General features: G+C 62.9%; 18 protein-coding genes. 8 read left to right on the forward strand and 10 right to left on the reverse strand.

What is annotated here, in order from left to right; translation table 11 throughout:
* Positions 1-8 precede the first annotated feature (8 nt).
* Genes HFC70_RS03195 through HFC70_RS03205 form a run of 3 tightly spaced genes read left to right on the forward strand, consistent with a single transcriptional unit; the run spans position 9 to position 2,087 of the window.
* Positions 9-497 (forward strand): nucleoside deaminase, encoded by a 489-nt coding sequence (locus tag HFC70_RS03195; protein ID WP_168472184.1) that lies wholly within the window; start codon positions 9-11, stop codon positions 495-497.
* Positions 498-552: 55 nt separating this feature from the next.
* Positions 553-717: a hypothetical protein gene (locus HFC70_RS03200; RefSeq protein ID WP_168471770.1), complete on the forward strand. Its 165-nt coding sequence runs from the start codon at positions 553-555 to the stop codon at positions 715-717.
* Positions 714-2,087, forward strand: coding sequence for a GH1 family beta-glucosidase (locus HFC70_RS03205; protein WP_168471771.1), 1,374 nt, complete (start codon positions 714-716; stop codon positions 2,085-2,087). Before HFC70_RS03200 ends, HFC70_RS03205 begins: the two co-directional genes overlap by 4 nt.
* A 52-nt stretch (positions 2,088-2,139) precedes the next feature.
* On the opposite strand, the gene HFC70_RS03210 is transcribed toward HFC70_RS03205, so the two are convergent.
* Positions 2,140-2,589: a hypothetical protein gene (locus tag HFC70_RS03210; protein ID WP_168471772.1), complete on the reverse strand. Its 450-nt coding sequence runs from the start codon at positions 2,587-2,589 to the stop codon at positions 2,140-2,142.
* The gene (locus HFC70_RS03215; RefSeq protein WP_168471773.1) at positions 2,586-3,062 is read right to left on the reverse strand and encodes a MarR family winged helix-turn-helix transcriptional regulator; all 477 of its coding nucleotides are present in this window, start codon (positions 3,060-3,062) and stop codon (positions 2,586-2,588) included. Before HFC70_RS03215 ends, HFC70_RS03210 begins: the two co-directional genes overlap by 4 nt.
* 408 nt (positions 3,063-3,470) lie before the next feature.
* Here HFC70_RS03215 and HFC70_RS03220 point away from each other — a divergent pair, with 408 nt between their 5' ends.
* The 3 genes from HFC70_RS03220 to HFC70_RS03230 are packed head-to-tail and all read left to right on the forward strand — an operon-like array spanning position 3,471 to position 5,991.
* Positions 3,471-4,511, forward strand: a complete 1,041-nt coding sequence (locus tag HFC70_RS03220; RefSeq protein WP_168472185.1) for a methionine ABC transporter ATP-binding protein — start codon at positions 3,471-3,473, stop codon at positions 4,509-4,511.
* A complete protein-coding gene (locus tag HFC70_RS03225) occupies positions 4,501-5,169 on the forward strand; it encodes a methionine ABC transporter permease (protein WP_168471774.1) in 669 nt (222 codons plus the stop codon). Before HFC70_RS03220 ends, HFC70_RS03225 begins: the two co-directional genes overlap by 11 nt.
* Before the next feature lie 42 nt (positions 5,170-5,211).
* On the forward strand, positions 5,212-5,991 hold the full coding sequence (locus HFC70_RS03230) for a MetQ/NlpA family ABC transporter substrate-binding protein (RefSeq protein WP_168471775.1): 780 nt from the start codon (positions 5,212-5,214) through the stop codon (positions 5,989-5,991).
* Positions 5,992-6,057: 66 nt separating this feature from the next.
* Here the strand turns inward: HFC70_RS03230 and HFC70_RS03235 are convergent, their stop codons facing one another.
* The 3 genes from HFC70_RS03235 to HFC70_RS03245 all read right to left on the reverse strand — a co-directional run bounded on the left by HFC70_RS03235 (position 6,058) and on the right by HFC70_RS03245 (position 8,324).
* Complete coding sequence (locus HFC70_RS03235) at positions 6,058-6,366, reverse strand: BrnA antitoxin family protein (RefSeq protein WP_168471776.1); 309 nt, start codon at positions 6,364-6,366, stop codon at positions 6,058-6,060.
* The gene (locus HFC70_RS03240) at positions 6,363-6,611 is read right to left on the reverse strand and encodes a BrnT family toxin (protein ID WP_168471777.1); all 249 of its coding nucleotides are present in this window, start codon (positions 6,609-6,611) and stop codon (positions 6,363-6,365) included. The genes HFC70_RS03235 and HFC70_RS03240 overlap by 4 nt, the downstream gene beginning before the upstream one ends.
* A 129-nt stretch (positions 6,612-6,740) precedes the next feature.
* Positions 6,741-8,324: a helicase HerA-like C-terminal domain-containing protein gene (locus tag HFC70_RS03245; RefSeq protein WP_168471778.1), complete on the reverse strand. Its 1,584-nt coding sequence runs from the start codon at positions 8,322-8,324 to the stop codon at positions 6,741-6,743.
* A 235-nt stretch (positions 8,325-8,559) separates the two neighbouring features.
* On the opposite strand from HFC70_RS03245, the gene HFC70_RS03250 reads away from it, so the two are divergent.
* Entirely contained in the window at positions 8,560-8,949 is a 390-nt protein-coding gene (locus HFC70_RS03250; protein ID WP_168471779.1) for a hypothetical protein, read from the forward strand.
* Positions 8,950-9,036: 87 nt separating this feature from the next.
* On the opposite strand, the gene HFC70_RS03255 is transcribed toward HFC70_RS03250, so the two are convergent.
* The 4 genes from HFC70_RS03255 to HFC70_RS03270 form a co-directional block, all read right to left on the reverse strand.
* Positions 9,037-9,294 carry a BrnA antitoxin family protein gene (locus HFC70_RS03255; protein WP_168471780.1) on the reverse strand — a complete coding sequence of 86 codons (258 nt, stop codon included), beginning with the start codon at positions 9,292-9,294 and terminating at the stop codon, positions 9,037-9,039.
* Between the two features lie 15 nt (positions 9,295-9,309).
* Positions 9,310-10,251 (reverse strand): SHOCT domain-containing protein, encoded by a 942-nt coding sequence (locus HFC70_RS03260; RefSeq protein ID WP_168471781.1) that lies wholly within the window; start codon positions 10,249-10,251, stop codon positions 9,310-9,312.
* Between the two features lie 121 nt (positions 10,252-10,372).
* Entirely contained in the window at positions 10,373-11,410 is a 1,038-nt protein-coding gene (locus HFC70_RS03265; protein ID WP_168471782.1) for an aldo/keto reductase, read from the reverse strand.
* A gap of 32 nt (positions 11,411-11,442) precedes the next feature.
* Positions 11,443-12,624 (reverse strand): MFS transporter, encoded by a 1,182-nt coding sequence (locus HFC70_RS03270; protein WP_168472186.1) that lies wholly within the window; start codon positions 12,622-12,624, stop codon positions 11,443-11,445.
* A 145-nt stretch (positions 12,625-12,769) separates the two neighbouring features.
* Here HFC70_RS03270 and HFC70_RS03275 point away from each other — a divergent pair, with 145 nt between their 5' ends.
* Positions 12,770-13,663, forward strand: coding sequence for a LysR family transcriptional regulator (locus tag HFC70_RS03275; protein WP_168471783.1), 894 nt, complete (start codon positions 12,770-12,772; stop codon positions 13,661-13,663).
* 49 nt (positions 13,664-13,712) lie between these two features.
* Here HFC70_RS03275 and HFC70_RS03280 read toward each other — a convergent pair whose 3' ends face one another.
* On the reverse strand, positions 13,713-14,525 hold the full coding sequence (locus HFC70_RS03280; protein ID WP_168471784.1) for a class I SAM-dependent methyltransferase: 813 nt from the start codon (positions 14,523-14,525) through the stop codon (positions 13,713-13,715).
* Positions 14,526-14,633: the final 108 nt, after the last annotated feature.

Consider the following 14,633-nt stretch of genomic DNA (forward strand, 5'->3'; position numbering starts at 1 on the left):
CTCCACCCATGACCCCATCTCCCCCCGCCGCCCTGGATGACGAAGCGCTGTTGCGCAGATCCTTTGAGGTGGCGGCGCGGGCGCATCGCAATGGCAATCATCCGTTCGGGTCGATCCTGGTCGGGCCGGATGGGGTTGTCTTGATGGAGCAGGAGAATGCCTATAACCCGACAAAGGACATGACCGGCCATGCCGAGCGTGTGCTGATGACGCGGGCCTCGCAGCAGTATGATCCGAAGTTTCTGAATTCCTGCACGCTCTATTCCTCGGCCGAGCCCTGCGCCATGTGCGCCGGCGCGATGTATTGGGCGGGGGTCGGGCGGCTGGTCTATGGCATCAGCGAGCATCAGTTGAAGGAGATCACCGGCAATCATCCGGAAAATCCGACGCTCGACCTGCCCTGCCGGGTGGTGTTCGATGCCGGCCAGCGCAAGGTCGAGGTGATCGGCCCGATGCTCTGCGAGGAATCGGCGGCCCTGCACGAGGGCGTCTGGTAGGGGCTGGCGCCGGGCTTTTTGCTGTCGGTGAAAGGCTTTATCCCCTGAAATTGCGGTGGCGTTCATCAATCTGTCGTCTGAAACGTTGCAGTTTGTGATGATTGCTGCCTTCACCCGGGCGCAGTCTTGGTTTAAACCGCTGGCCATCAAATTCATGGCGGGCGTGGCGTTGTCGGCCCGCCGTCCGTTCCCCCAAGATAAAGACGAGTTCCCGATATGATCGATCCGAAGACACTTGCGGCCCGCTTCCCCGGCGATTTCCTGTTTGGCGTTGCCACCGCCTCCTTCCAGATCGAAGGCTCCACCAAGGTCGATGGCCGCAAGCCGTCGATCTGGGATGCCTTTTCCAACATGCCGGGCCGGGTGTTCGGACGGCACAATGGCGATATCGCCTGCGACCACTACAATCGCTGGGAAGAGGATCTCGACCTGATCAAGGAGATGGGCGTTTCGGCCTATCGCTTCTCGATCGCCTGGCCGCGCATCATTCCCGACGGCACCGGCCCGATCAACGAGAAGGGTCTGGATTTCTACGACAAGCTGATCGACGGCTGCAAGGCGCGCGGCATCAAGACCTATGCGACGCTTTATCATTGGGACCTGCCGCTGACGCTGATGGGCGACGGCGGCTGGACCTCGCGCAACACGGCCTATGCCTTCCAGCGCTACGCCAAGATCGTCATGGCGCGGCTCGGCGACCGGCTGGATGCGGTGGCGACCTTCAACGAGCCGTGGTGCTCGGTCTGGCTAAGCCATCTCTACGGCATTCATGCGCCGGGCGAGCGCAACATGGAGGCAGCCCTTGCCGCCCTGCACTACACCAATCTCGCCCATGGCCTCGGCATCGATGCGATCCGCCAGGTGGCGCCGCAGGTGCCGGCCGGCCTGGTGCTGAACGCCCATTCGGTCATTGCCGGCTCCGACAGCGAGGCCGACACGGCCGCGGCCGAACGCGCCTTCCAGTTCCACAACGGCGCCTTTTTCGGCCCGGTGTTCAAGGGTGAATATCCCGCCGACATGATGGAGGCGCTGGGTGACCGCATGCCGCCGATCGAGGAGGGCGACCTGGCGATCATCAGCCAGAAACTCGACTGGTGGGGGCTCAACTACTACACGCCGATGCGGGTTGCCGCCGATCCGAGCGAAGGCGCCGTCTATCCGGCGACCGTCGATGCGCCGCCGGTCTCCACCGTCAAGACCGATATCGGCTGGGAGGTCTATGCGCCGGCGCTGAAGTCGCTGGTGGAAGGGCTTTACCAGCGCTACGACTTGCCGGTCTGCTACATCACCGAAAACGGCGCCTGCTACAATATGGGCGTCGAAAACGGTGAGGTCGATGACCAGCCGCGGCTCGATTATTACGCCGAGCATCTCGGCGTCGTTGCCGACCTGATCCAGGACGGTTTTCCGATGCGCGGCTATTTCGCCTGGAGCCTGATGGACAATTTCGAATGGGCGCAGGGTTACAGCATGCGCTTCGGCCTGGTCCATGTCGATTACGACACGCAGGTTCGCACGGTGAAGAAGAGCGGCAAGTGGTATAGCGACCTCGCCGGCCAGTTTCCAGCGGGCAACCATAAGGCGGATTGACGGAGCCGGAGACAGGTCCGCCAATCGAAGGCGCAGGGGAGTCCGGACCGTCTCAGTCGCGGATCGCCATGCGCCGTTTGGCCATCATGGTCAGGCCATCGGCGAAATTGCGCTTCAGCAGCGCAAACTGCACAAAGCCGCCGGCAATCTCCACGGCCTGCACGATATAGAAGATGGCGTCGAACTCTCCGGCCGAGGCCTTGAAGGAGAGAAAGACCGCTGCCGGCAGCATGATCAGCAGGCCATTGGCGGCGATGCGCTTCATGCGGGTCTTCTTCCGATCGATCAGCGGGCTGGTGCGGCCGGAGGCGAGAGAAACGCCGAGGCCGCCGGTTGCCGCCATCAGCGGGATCAGCGCAAAGATGCCGTAGAAGATCCAGGTCTTGACCGCGACGACATCCGCCGCCTCGAGCAGAAGTTCGGAGACCAGCGTCGAGGTCAGGAAGGCGGCGACGATCATCAGGGCCAGGGTTCCGGCGATGGCATGGAGCATGGCTTTCATGGGGCAATGTTCTCCAGATAGGTGTCGTGTTTCAGGCGCCGGTCGATATCGTTCAGCACATCGGCGGTCAGTCGCAACATGCCGAGATCCAGTCCATCCGTCAGGGCCTCCACCCAGCCGAGGTTGAGTTCCTCGGTCTTGCGATAGGCGTCGAGCCCCTTATCGGTCAGGTGATAAAGGGGGGAGCGCTTGTGGCGCGGATTGTCCCGGCTTTCGACGAAGCCGTCTTCTTCCAACCGGCTGATCTGCTTTTGCGCGCCCTGCCGCGTCATGCCCATGGTGTCGGCAATCTGCGGAACGGTCTGCGGCCGGCCGGCAAGCGCAATGGCGCCCAGCACCTGCCAGCGGGCGCTGGTGAGGTTGATCGGCGCAACCAACCGGTCTCCGCCCGACAGCAGGCGTCCGTTCATCCGGAAGACCGTCAGGACGATGTCGGTCAGGGCCAGAGCCGCGGGGCTGCGGATGTCATTCATGTCTGTTTGGCCTCTTCAATTTGACATCTAGTTACCGAAATGACATCTGGTTGTCAATTGTCGCTGAGGTGAAGTTTGGGCGAATTTTGCGTGATCGCACTCGTCTACAGAATAAAATCTCTCGGCATGGGGTGGCCGAGGCGTCATAACCAAGGCAGATCTTGGCAAAGGCATAGCAGGCCTGTGCAAACAGAGTTTGAAAAGGTGAAACCAAAGATGTTAGAGCGGCGCGCAACCGTCCGAATGTGTATGTCGCGGTAATTTCCCGACATTCGACCATCTTTGCCGTCTTATGGCGGCCTTCACCGAAGAGACTTTCATGACCGACCGAGTTTTGACGCGCGATGGCTCATGCGGAGGCAGCCAATGAGTGTCGCTGCCGAGATTTCCGCCGTTTCAGCCCAGCCGATGGTCGCCTTTCAGGGCGTCACCAAACATTTCGGCGGCAGCCATGGCCAGCCGGCTTTCACGGCGCTGGCGGGTATCGATTATACCGTGCCGAAGGGCGCGATCACCGGCATCATCGGCCGCTCGGGCGCCGGCAAGTCGACGCTGATCCGGCTGGTCAACGGGCTGGAACTGCCGTCGGCCGGAAAGGTTCTGGTCGATGGCGTCGATGTCGGCGGGCTGGACGAGGCGGGCCTGCGGACGCTACGCCGCTCGGTCGGCATGATCTTCCAGCATTTCAACCTGCTGTCGTCGCGCACCGTGTATGACAATATCGCCCTGCCTTTGGAGATTGCCGGTTTCGATCGCAAGGCGATCGAGGCGCGGGTCAGGCCGTTGATCGATCTGGTGGGCCTGTCCGACAAGGCGGAACGATATCCGGCCGAACTGTCGGGTGGCCAGAAGCAACGCGTCGGCATTGCCCGGGCGCTGGCGACCGAACCGAAGCTGCTGCTCTCCGACGAGGCGACCTCGGCGCTCGATCCCGAAACCACCCAATCGATCCTGGAACTGCTGAAGAGCATCAACCGCGACCTTGGCCTTACCGTGCTGCTGATCACCCACGAAATGGAAGTGGTCAAGACCATTGCCAGCCATGTGGCGGTCATCGATCGCGGGCTGATCGTCGAGGCCGGGCGCACGTTCGACGTTTTCACGCGGCCCCGGCACGAGACGACCCAGGCCCTGCTGTCGGCCAGTATCGGCGCCAGGCTGCCGGAATGGATCAGCTCCGATCTGCAGCCGATCCCGGCCGCCGGAGACCGCGCCTTCGTGCGGCTGATCTTCTTCGGCGATACGGCCTTCCAACCGCTGACCGCCCGGCTGGTCGCGGAACTCGGGCCTGAAGTCAACATCCTGGCCGGCGCGATCGACGATATTGCCGGCGAGCCCTATGGCTCCCTGGTCGTTGCCTATCCTGCCGATCCGGCGACGCTTGCGCGCGCCAATGGCTTTTTCCAGCAAACCGGTCTTGCCACGGAGGTGCTCGGTTATGGCGCCTGACATGCTCTTTGCCGTGCTCTCCAAAGCACTCCTGCAAACCCTGCACATGGTGGCGGTGGCCGGCGTGATCGGAACGCTGATCGGCCTGCCGATCGGCGTGTTCCTCGCCACCAGCGGCAAGGGCGAGCTGTTTGCGGCGCCGGTGATCAACCGGATCTTCGGCCTGGTCGTCAACGCCGCCCGCTCGACGCCCTTCATCATCCTGGTCGTGGCAATCATTCCGTTCACGCGGTTCATCACCGGCACCTCGATCGGCACGTCGGCTGCCATCGTGCCGCTAACGGTCGCGACCGTGCCCTTCGTGGCGCGGCTGATCGAAGCGGCGATCCGCGAGGTCGACAAGGGCCTGATCGAGGCAGCGCGCGCCATGGGCGCCACGCCGGTGCAGATCGTTACCAAGGTGCTGCTCGCCGAAGCCCGGCCGGGCATCGTGCTGGCGCTTACCATGACCGCCGTCAGCCTGGTCGGCTATTCGGCCATGGTTGGCGCGGTTGGCGGCGGCGGGCTCGGCGACCTCGGCATCCGCTATGGCTACCAACGCTTCATGCCGGATGTCATGCTGGCCGTGGTCGTGGTGCTGATCGTGCTGGTGCAGGCGCTGCAGAGCGCCGGCGATGCGCTGGCCCGCCGCTTCGACAAGCGCAGCCGCAAAAACTGACCGTTATTCCAAGAGCAACCAGGAAACCCAAGGAGACATCCCATGAAGAAACTGATCCTCGCGGCCTCGCTCGCCGCCCTGTTCTCGGCTGGCACGGCGCTTGCCGAAACCATCAAGATCGGCGTGACGCCGGGTCCGCACGCGCAGATCATGGAAAAGGTCAAGGAAGTCGCCGCCACCAAGGGCCTCGACCTCGAGATCCTCGAATTTTCCGACTATGTCGTGCCGAACCAGGCACTGGCCGATGGCGATCTCAACGCCAATTCCTTCCAGCACCAGCCCTATCTCGACAACCAGGTGAAGGACCGCGGCTTCGACATCGTCAGCGTCGGCCAGTCGGTCAATTTCCCGATGGGCATCTATTCCAAGAAGGTCAAAAGCCTCGACGAACTGGCCGATGGCGCCACCGTCGCCATCCCGAACGACCCGACCAATGGCGGCCGTGCGCTGCTGATCCTTGCCGACAAGGGCCTGATCAAGTTCAAGCCTGATGCCGGTCTCAAGGTCGGTCCGGCCGACGTGGTCGAGAACCCGAAGAACATCACCTTCGCCGAACTCGATGCCGCGCAATTGCCGCGCGCGCTCGACGATGTCGACGCCTCGGTGATCAACACCAATTACGCGCTCGAAGCCGGCCTTGATCCGGCCAAGGACCCGATCGGTCGCGAGGGTGAAAAGGCGCCTTACATCAACGTGATCGCCGTCAAGAGCGCCGACAAGGATGCCGCCTGGGTCAAGACCCTGCTGGAATCCTATCACAGCGATGTCGTGAAGGCGTTCATTCAGGAAGAGTTCAAGGGCGCGGTCATCCCGGCCTGGTAAGACGAAAACGGCCAGAGGACCGGCATCGACTGGCCCTCTGGCTCGATATTCCCGTCAGCCTGTGACTTACAGGCCGACCGCCTTGCGCAGCGCCTCGTTCATGCGCGATTGCCAGCCGTCTCCCGACGCCTTGAACCGCTCGATCACCTCGGCATCGAGGCGGATGCTGATCGCCTGTTTTGGGTTATCCAGCTTCGGCCGCCCGGCCAGCTTCTTCTCGATCTGCTCGGCCAATTCGGGAAACACGTCCCGAAAGGGGCGCATTTCGGCAAGCTGTTCGGCGGTGAGCTCGGGATTGTCTGAAACCGCTTCCCAATCCTCCCGGCTATACCCGCGACCTTCCTCAAAGCCGGGGCGGGTCTTGTGTCGTTTCATCGGATCAGGCTCCTTTCTTTCACATTGGCCGGACGCATCGAGATCACCGAAAGGCCCTGGCTGCCAAGGGTCATGAAGATTACGGAAATCGACCCGTCGTCCAGCTTGCCGACTGCCTGGATGCGCCCAAGCTTTGCCGGGCGCATCCAGGCATTCAGGAAAAACGTCAAGGACAGATCGGCAAAGTCGAGGCCATGTTTCTCGATATTGGCTCGGCGCTTGTGCTCATCCCAGACGATGTCCATGGATTGTGTATATACGGAAATTGGCTGTGGCGCAAAGGATTCTGTGTATACGGAAATAAAAAGCGCCCGCGCGAGGACGCTCTTAAGTCGACCGTTTGCCGTCTGAAGACGGACAGAGCCGAGGCGTCGCTACCGCCTCAAACTCCCCAAGATTCCCCGAACGAGCGCCCGGCCGACCGATGTCGCGACCGAGCGTGCTGCGCTCTTCATCGCAGCTTCAATGACCGTTTCGCGCTGATAGCCGGAGCGGCGGGTGGTGGTGGAGGATTTGGTGGTCGGGCGACGGTTGTCGTCGTCACTGTCGGTGCCGAAGCCCGGCAGGCTCCAGCGGCCGGCGGCGCTGTCCTTGTCGTCCGGCGGTGAGCGGCCCTCTTCCTCGGCCTTGCGGGCGGCTTCCGCCTCTGCGGCCTGCTTGGCGCGGGCGCCGAGGATTTCGAAGGCCGATTCCCGGTCGAGGTCCTCGTCATAGAGGCCGGATACTGGGCTGACCTTGATCACGGCCTGGCGCTCGGCGTCGGTCAGCGGGCCTGGCCGGCCGGAGGGCGGGCGGATCAGCGTGCGCTCGACGATGGACGGCGCGCCCTTGGTTTCAAGCGTCGAGACCAGCGCTTCGCCGGTGCCGAGCGTGGTGATCACCGTCTCGCAGTCGAAGGCCGGGTTGGGGCGGAAGGTTTCGGCCGCCGTCTTGACGGCTTTCTGCTCGCGCGGGGTATAGGCGCGCAGTGCATGCTGGACGCGGTTGCCGAGCTGGGCCAGCACCGTTTCCGGCACATCGAGCGGGTTCTGCGTCACGAAATAGACGCCGACACCCTTGGAGCGGATCAGGCGGACCACCTGTTCGACGCGCTCGATCAGCACCTTCGGCGCGTCGTTGAACAGCAGATGGGCCTCGTCGAAGAAGAAGACCAGCCGGGGTTTGTCCGGGTCGCCGATCTCCGGCAGCACTTCGAACAGCTCCGACAGCATCCACAGCAGGAAAGTGCCGTAGAGCCGCGGGTTCATCATCAGCTTGTCGGCCGCCAGCACCGAGATCGCGCCGCGACCGTCATTGGTGGTGCGCATGATGTCGGAGATCTTCAGGGCGGGTTCGCCGAAGAAATGTTCGGCGCCCTGCTGTTCCAGCATCAGCAGTCCGCGCTGCAATGAGCCGACGGAAGACTTGGAGATCAGGCCGAACTGGCTCGACAATTCGGTGGCATGCTCGCCCATATAATTGAGCAGCGCCTGCAGGTCTTTCAGGTCGAGCAGGGCAAGGCCGCCCTGGTCGGCGATCTTGAAGGCGATGTTGAGCACCCCTTCCTGGGCCTCAGAAGCGTCCATCAGGCGGGCCAGCAGCAGAGGGCCCATCTCGGCGACGGTGGTGCGCACCCGGTGGCCTTTTTCGCCGTAGAGATCCCAGAAGATCACCGGGAATTCCTGGAAGGCGAAATCGGTAAAGCCGATCTGCGCGGCACGGTCGGTCACCCAGCCCTTCGGCTCGCCCATGGCGGCAATGCCCGAGAGGTCGCCCTTGATGTCGGCGCAGAACACTGGCACGCCGGCATTGGAAAAGCTCTCGGCCAGAACCTGCAGGGTCACGGTTTTGCCCGTGCCGGTGGCGCCGGTCACCAGGCCGTGACGGTTGCCGAATTTCAGGTCGAGATATTCGCCCTTGTTCATGCTGTCGTCGGGATTGCGGCTGGTGCCGATATAGAGCTTACCGTCAACAAGCATGCGCCTTGTCCTCATCCTGTGAATAGGCCGGGCACGACAGCGTCATTGCGCCTCAACCGCATCTTTTCATTGAATCATCGTAGAGCTCTTATAAGGATAGTATCAAGGACCGACAACAGGCGAGGCGGTGCGCAGGGTGGTGGAAAACACCAGGGCCCGGGGCTTCGGCAACTTGCGTTCGGAACCGACGTGAATTACGTTGACGTGAACGTCAAATAACCTTCAGGAGGCCCCCATGAATGAACTCGTTTCCCGCATCGCCGACAAAGTCGGCATTGCTCCCGATGTCGCTGAAAAGGCCGTCGGCATGATGCTCGGTTTCCTCCAGCGCGAAGCTGAAGACGGTCCGGTCGCCAAGATGATCGAAGCCATTCCCGGCGCCATGGAACTGGTTGCCATGCACAATGGCGAAGGCGAAGGCAAGGGCCTGCTCGGTGGTCTGATGAGCGCCATCGGCGGCGGCGGCATCATGGGCCTCGGCCAGCAGCTGATGGCGCAGGGCCTCGGCATGGGCGAAATCACCGCTCTCGCCAAGGAAACCATCGCTGCCGCCCGCGAATATGCCGGCGACGAAGTGGTCGACAATGTCGTCGCCTCGGTTCCGGGCCTCAGCCAGTTCGTCTGAGCCGACGCTTGGCAATCCATGAGAGAAGCCGTCGGAGCGATCCGGCGGCTTTTTTTGTAAGGTATCAGCTGGGGAGGAGGATCATCGTCATGTCCGGCGTTGCAGCCATTCGCGGAGTGCCGCATTGATCCGCGATTGCCAGCCGGGACCGTCGCGGCGAAAGCTGTCGATGACATCCTGATCGATGCGGATCGTGGTTGATGCCTTGGTGGTGCCGCTTTTCGGGCGACCGCGTCGGACCGGCACTGCTGCCAGCTTTTCCAGCCAGGGGCTTTCGGACAAATCCGGAGCATCGTCGTCAGGTGTTGCCAAGACCGGGTGCAAAGGCTCGTTGTTCGCGTTCATTCGCCTTCCTCATACCTAAAGTCGCGCCAGCAGTTCTGCTTTCTTGGTCTCGAATTCGGCATCGGTCAGGATGCCCTTGGCGTGCAGGCCGGCCAGCCGTTCGATCTTGTTGAATATGTCGTCGTCGGATGAGAGAGCTGCAGCCGAAGGTGTAGAGACGGGCATCGTGGCAGGTGCTTCGGGCGATGCCGGAGTGGTGGGCATTTCATGGATCGGTTCCATGATCGGGGGCGTCGCATCATTTGGCGTCGCCGCTGTCTCGCCGGCGGGCGACACCACGGCGAGGTCGGAAAGCCGCACCAGGCCGTATTGCGAGGTGAAGCTCAGCGACTGATCGCCGCCCTGCTGCTGCGAGAATCCGCCGATCTGGTGGTCCTTGGTGTCGTAGACGGTGACCTGGCCGTTCACGTCGATCGCCAGCCGGTGGCTCGTCGGGAAGAAGGCATAGCGCAGGTTGTTCTGGGCGCCGGTGGATGCGGCGTGGCCGAGACCCTCCGGCCACCAGTTGCCCTGGGTGAAGGCGCCGGGCACGAACAGGCTGGCGCCCTGGCCCTGAGACTGCTGGCCTGGGGAATATTGCCCTTGGAAACCGCCCTGAAACTGAGTGTTTTGATATTGGCCGTTCTGGTATTGGCCGTTGCCTTGGGATTGCGACTGGTGGCTTGCCGCCATCGGCATGAGAAGATCCTTATTGCGCACCAGCACCAGCCCGGACAGTTCCGTGCAGAGCGTGTCGACCCGGGCCTTCAGGCCATGGTTGAACATGTCGCCGACCATGGTCATGCCGCCCTGTGACCATTGCCCCATGCCGCCGAGATCGGGATGGTTGAACTGCGCCTGATTGCCCTGGCCGGCCATGACCGCCATCAGCAGATGCTCGACCGCATCGAGGCTGACGCCGTGCCGGGTGGCAATGTCGGTGAGGGTGCGCAGGCCTTCGTCGCTGAGTGTTCGCATGCCGGTCGTTCCTTCCATCCCGCAGCCTTCGACGAGCCTCTGCCCGCCAGCCGTGCCTTTGAAATTTCTCTAGCACGGCCGGCTGGCTGATGACAGCGCGCAGCGCGGTCGAAGAACTGGGCTATCCGGCGAGCGGCGGGGACAGGCGCGCAAAGCCGTCCTGTCGGCGATAGGGGAAATGCGGATAGGGTGCCGTCACGGCGCTGGCGGCATCCAGCGTCGCCATCTGCGTGTCCGTCAGCGACCAGCCGATGGCGCCGAGGTTCTGGCGCAACTGTTCCTCGTTGCGGGCGCCGATGATCACCGACGACACCGTCGGCCGGCGCGTCAGCCAGTTGATCGCGACCTGCGCTACGGTCTTGCCGGTCTCCTCGGCGACGATCTGCAGCGCATCCACGACGCGGTAGAGGTGTTCGTCCTCGACGGGCGGGCCGAACTCCGCCGTGGCGTGCAGGCGGCTGCCCTCGGGCAAGGGCTTGCCACGGCTGATCTTGCCGGTCAGGCGTCCCCATCCGAGAGGGCTCCAGACCAGCGCGCCGAGGCCCTGATCTTCTCCAAGCGGCATTAGATCCCATTCGTAGTCGCGGCCCAGCAGCGAATAGTAGACCTGGTTTGCCACATAGCGTGACCAGCCCTGCCTGTCCGATACGGCAAGTGACTTCATGATCTGCCAGCCGGAAAAGTTGGAGACGCCGATATAGCGCAGCTTGCCGGCTTTAACGAGCATGTCGAGCGTCGACAGCACTTCCTCGACCGGGGTCGAGGCGTCGAAGGCGTGCAGCTGGAAGATATCGATGTGGTCGGTGCCGAGCCGCGACAGCGCAGCATCGACGGAGCGGATGAGCCGGTGGCGCGACGAGCCCCAGTCGTTCGGCCCGCCGCCGGTCGGAAGAGCGGCCTTGGTGGAGATCAGGACGTCATGGCGACGGCCCTTGATGGCGGCGCCGAGAACCTCTTCGGAGGCGCCGTTCGAATAGACATCGGCCGTATCGAACAGGTTGACGCCGGCCTCCAGGCAGATGTCGACCAGACGGCGGGCCTCGTCGATATCGGTATTGCCCCAGGCGCCGAACAGCGGGCCGGAGCCGCCGAACGTGCCGGCGCCAAAGCTCAAGACCGGCACCTTGAGGCCGGATTTTCCGAGATTGCGGTATTCCATGATGGGTATCCTTATTTGGAACGAAAAGCCTGTCAGACGGCGGTGACGAGGGTGTCGCCGCGGCGGTCGAGCAGGCCGCTGACGATGGTCAGGCCAAGGGCGCCTGTGACCATCAGCGCACCCACCATCGGCGTGGCGCCGAGGCCGAGCGGCGAGGCGACCACCAGTCCGCCGATCCAGGCGCCGGCGGCAATGCCGAGATTGAAGGCGGCAATGTTGAGTGCCGAGGCGACATCGACGGCGCCGGGACGGAAGCGTTTCGCCATATCGACGACATAGAGCTGCAGGCCCGGCACATTGGCAAACGACAGGAAGCCAAGCGCGGTCAGCGTGATCAGCGCCGGGATGGTGAAGGGGGCGGTGAAGGTGAATATCACCAGGACCGCTGCCTGCAATGTGAACAGCCATGTCAGCGCCTTGACCGGATCGCGGTCGGCAATGCGGCCTCCGGCAATATTGCCGGCGGCGATGGCCAGGCCGTAGAGCACCAGCACGAGGCTGACGCTGGAGGCGGCAAAGCCGGTGATGTCCTCCAGGATCGATGCGAGGAAGGTGAAGGTGACGAAGGTGCCGCCATAACCGAGCGCCGTCATGGCGAAGACCAGCAGCAGGCGTCCAGAACCGAGCACGCGGACCTGGTCCATCAGGCTGGCGGGTGCCGCCTTCGGCAGGTTGGCCGGTAGCAGGGCGGCGATGCCGACGAAGGCGACGAGGCCAAGACCCGAGACGGCCAGGAAGGTCGAGCGCCAGCCGAAGGTTTGGCCGATATAGGTGCCGAGCGGTACGCCGGTGACGATGGCAACCGTCAGGCCCATGAACATCATGGCAATCGCTGAGGCGCGGCGGTTTTCCGGCACCAGTCCGGCGGCGATCGTTGCGCCGACCGAGAAGAACACGCCATGGGCAAAGGCGGACAGCACGCGGCCGGCCAGCAGCAGGCCATAGGACGGGCTCATCGCCGCTACCATGTTGCCGGCAATGAACAGCGCCATCAGCGCCAGCAGCAGCGGCTTGCGGCCGAGCCTGCCCGTCAGAGCGGTGATCACCGGCGCCCCGAAGGTGACACCGAGCGCATAGATCGAGACGATCAGCCCAGCCAGCGGCAGGGTGATCTGAAGGTCGGAGGCGACTGTCGGCAGAAGGCCGACAATCACGAATTCTGTGGTGCCGATCGCGTAGGCCGCAATCGTCAGAGCAAATAGTGCCAGAGGCATGGACATGTGCCTTTCCTGATCCGCGTTTGGCGCGGGTGGGTGAGGGATGGATTTGGTGAGGCGAATATCGGCGCTTCCCACTTGTTTGAGAATGCGGAGTAATGGACAATCACCTGTGAAATGAAATCACATATGAGGAGCCGCCATGGATAACCGGGCCGGAGAAATGCAGGTGTTTGTGCTGGCGGCCGAGCTCAAGAGCTTTTCGGAAGCGGGGCGGCGCCTGAAGCTGTCGCCGTCTGCGGTCAGCAAGCTGGTGACACGGCTGGAGGACCGGCTCGGCACGCGGCTGATCGTGCGCTCGACGCGCATGCTGCAACTGACGCCGGAGGGCGAGACCTATCTGGCGCGGGCGCAGCGCATCCTGGCCGAGATCGCCGATACTGAGGCGATGGTGTCGGGCGGCGGGCGCATGCTGCCGCGCGGCCCTCTGTCGATCAATGCCTCGGTCGGCTTTGGCGAGCGCTATATCCTGCCGCTGGCGGGGGACTTCCTGGCGCTTTATCCGGATGTGCAACTCGACATCACGCTGACGGACGGCATTGTCGACCTGATCGGCGACCGGGTCGATATCGCCATCCGCCACGGGCCTATGCGCGATTCCAGCCTGAAGGCCCGCAAACTGTCGGAAAGCCGGCAGGCGATCATCGCCTCACCGGAGTATATCGAACGCCATGGCCTTCCCTTGACCCCGGCCGATCTCGATCACCACAATTGCATCAATTTCAACTTCCGGCGCTCTTTCGAAGGCTGGCGATTCCGCAATCCAGACACCGGCCTTGCTGAGACCCGACCGGTGCCCGGAAACCTGAAGGCCAGCAGCGGCTCGATCATCCGGCAATTCTGCCTGGCGGGCCTCGGCATCGGCCGCATCGGTCGCTTCCATATCGAGCCCGACCTGCAGGCCGGCCGGCTGGTCACAGTGCTGGAGGATTACAATCCCGAGGACATCGAGGAAATCCACGCCGTCTATGCCGGCCACGAACATCTGGCCGTGCGCATCCGCGCCTATATCGATTTCCTGGCCGAGCGGTTGTGAGTAACCCACCTCCGCCTCTCCCTTTCAAAGAGAAAGCCGGAGGCAAACCTCATTTGACCGCGCGGATGGCGTAGCGGTGCTGGGTGGCGCGCTCCAGCGATTTGAAGAAGCCGAAATTCTTGGCCTGGGTCTTGTGGATGGCGCGCATGTCGGTGTCGACCACGACGTCGGAAAAGCCTGCCTCTTTCAGCAGTTCCACCACTGCTTCGGCGCGGGCGCCTTGCGAGAAATAGACCCGCGACAGGATGCTCTGGTGGGTGTCGGCCATGGCGCCGGTGCCGCGATGGTTGTTCGCCTTGGTCAGGCCCAGTTTCACGGCGATGGCGGTCATCGTCTTGGCAAGCCGCGAGGCAAGGCCGGGATTGACGAAATCGCCGTCGACGATCAGCAGGATGCCGCCGGTTTTGAGTACGCGCCGCCACTCGATGAAGGCGGATTTCGGATCGACCAGCGTCCAGACCAGATGCCGGTTGGTGATGACGTCATAGGCACCGTCGGGTTCCATGGTGTTTTCCGCGTCGCCCATCACGAAGGTGATGTTGCGGCCACGCGATTTCGCCTTGGCGCGGGCGCGCTCCAGCATCGGTTCGGCCCAGTCGAGCCCCGTCACCTGGAAGCCGACATCATCCAGCAGATGCGATACGACGCCGGTGCCCGAAGCGAGGTCCAGGGCCTTGCGGCCGGCGCCATCGCCCAGATGCCTGCGGATCAGGGCGTGCCAGGCCTGGCGCTCCGGCTCGGAGAAGATCTCGTGTCCCGGCTGGGTGTCGAACGTCTCGGCGCGGGCCGACCAATAGGCTTTGATTTCGTCGCGGAGATCGTAATTGCTGAGGGTATTTGCCGCGGAATTGGCCGGGGTCATGAGTGTCTGAACTCCAAAGGTGAGAGAGATTGGAAGCTTTCTAAAAGATATTTGTTGACTAATAAAGTCATAAAATAATAATCCACCGCGAACTCATTTACAGGAGAC

This window comes from Agrobacterium sp. a22-2, from assembly GCF_012276985.1.
Lineage (GTDB): Bacteria > Pseudomonadota > Alphaproteobacteria > Rhizobiales > Rhizobiaceae > Allorhizobium.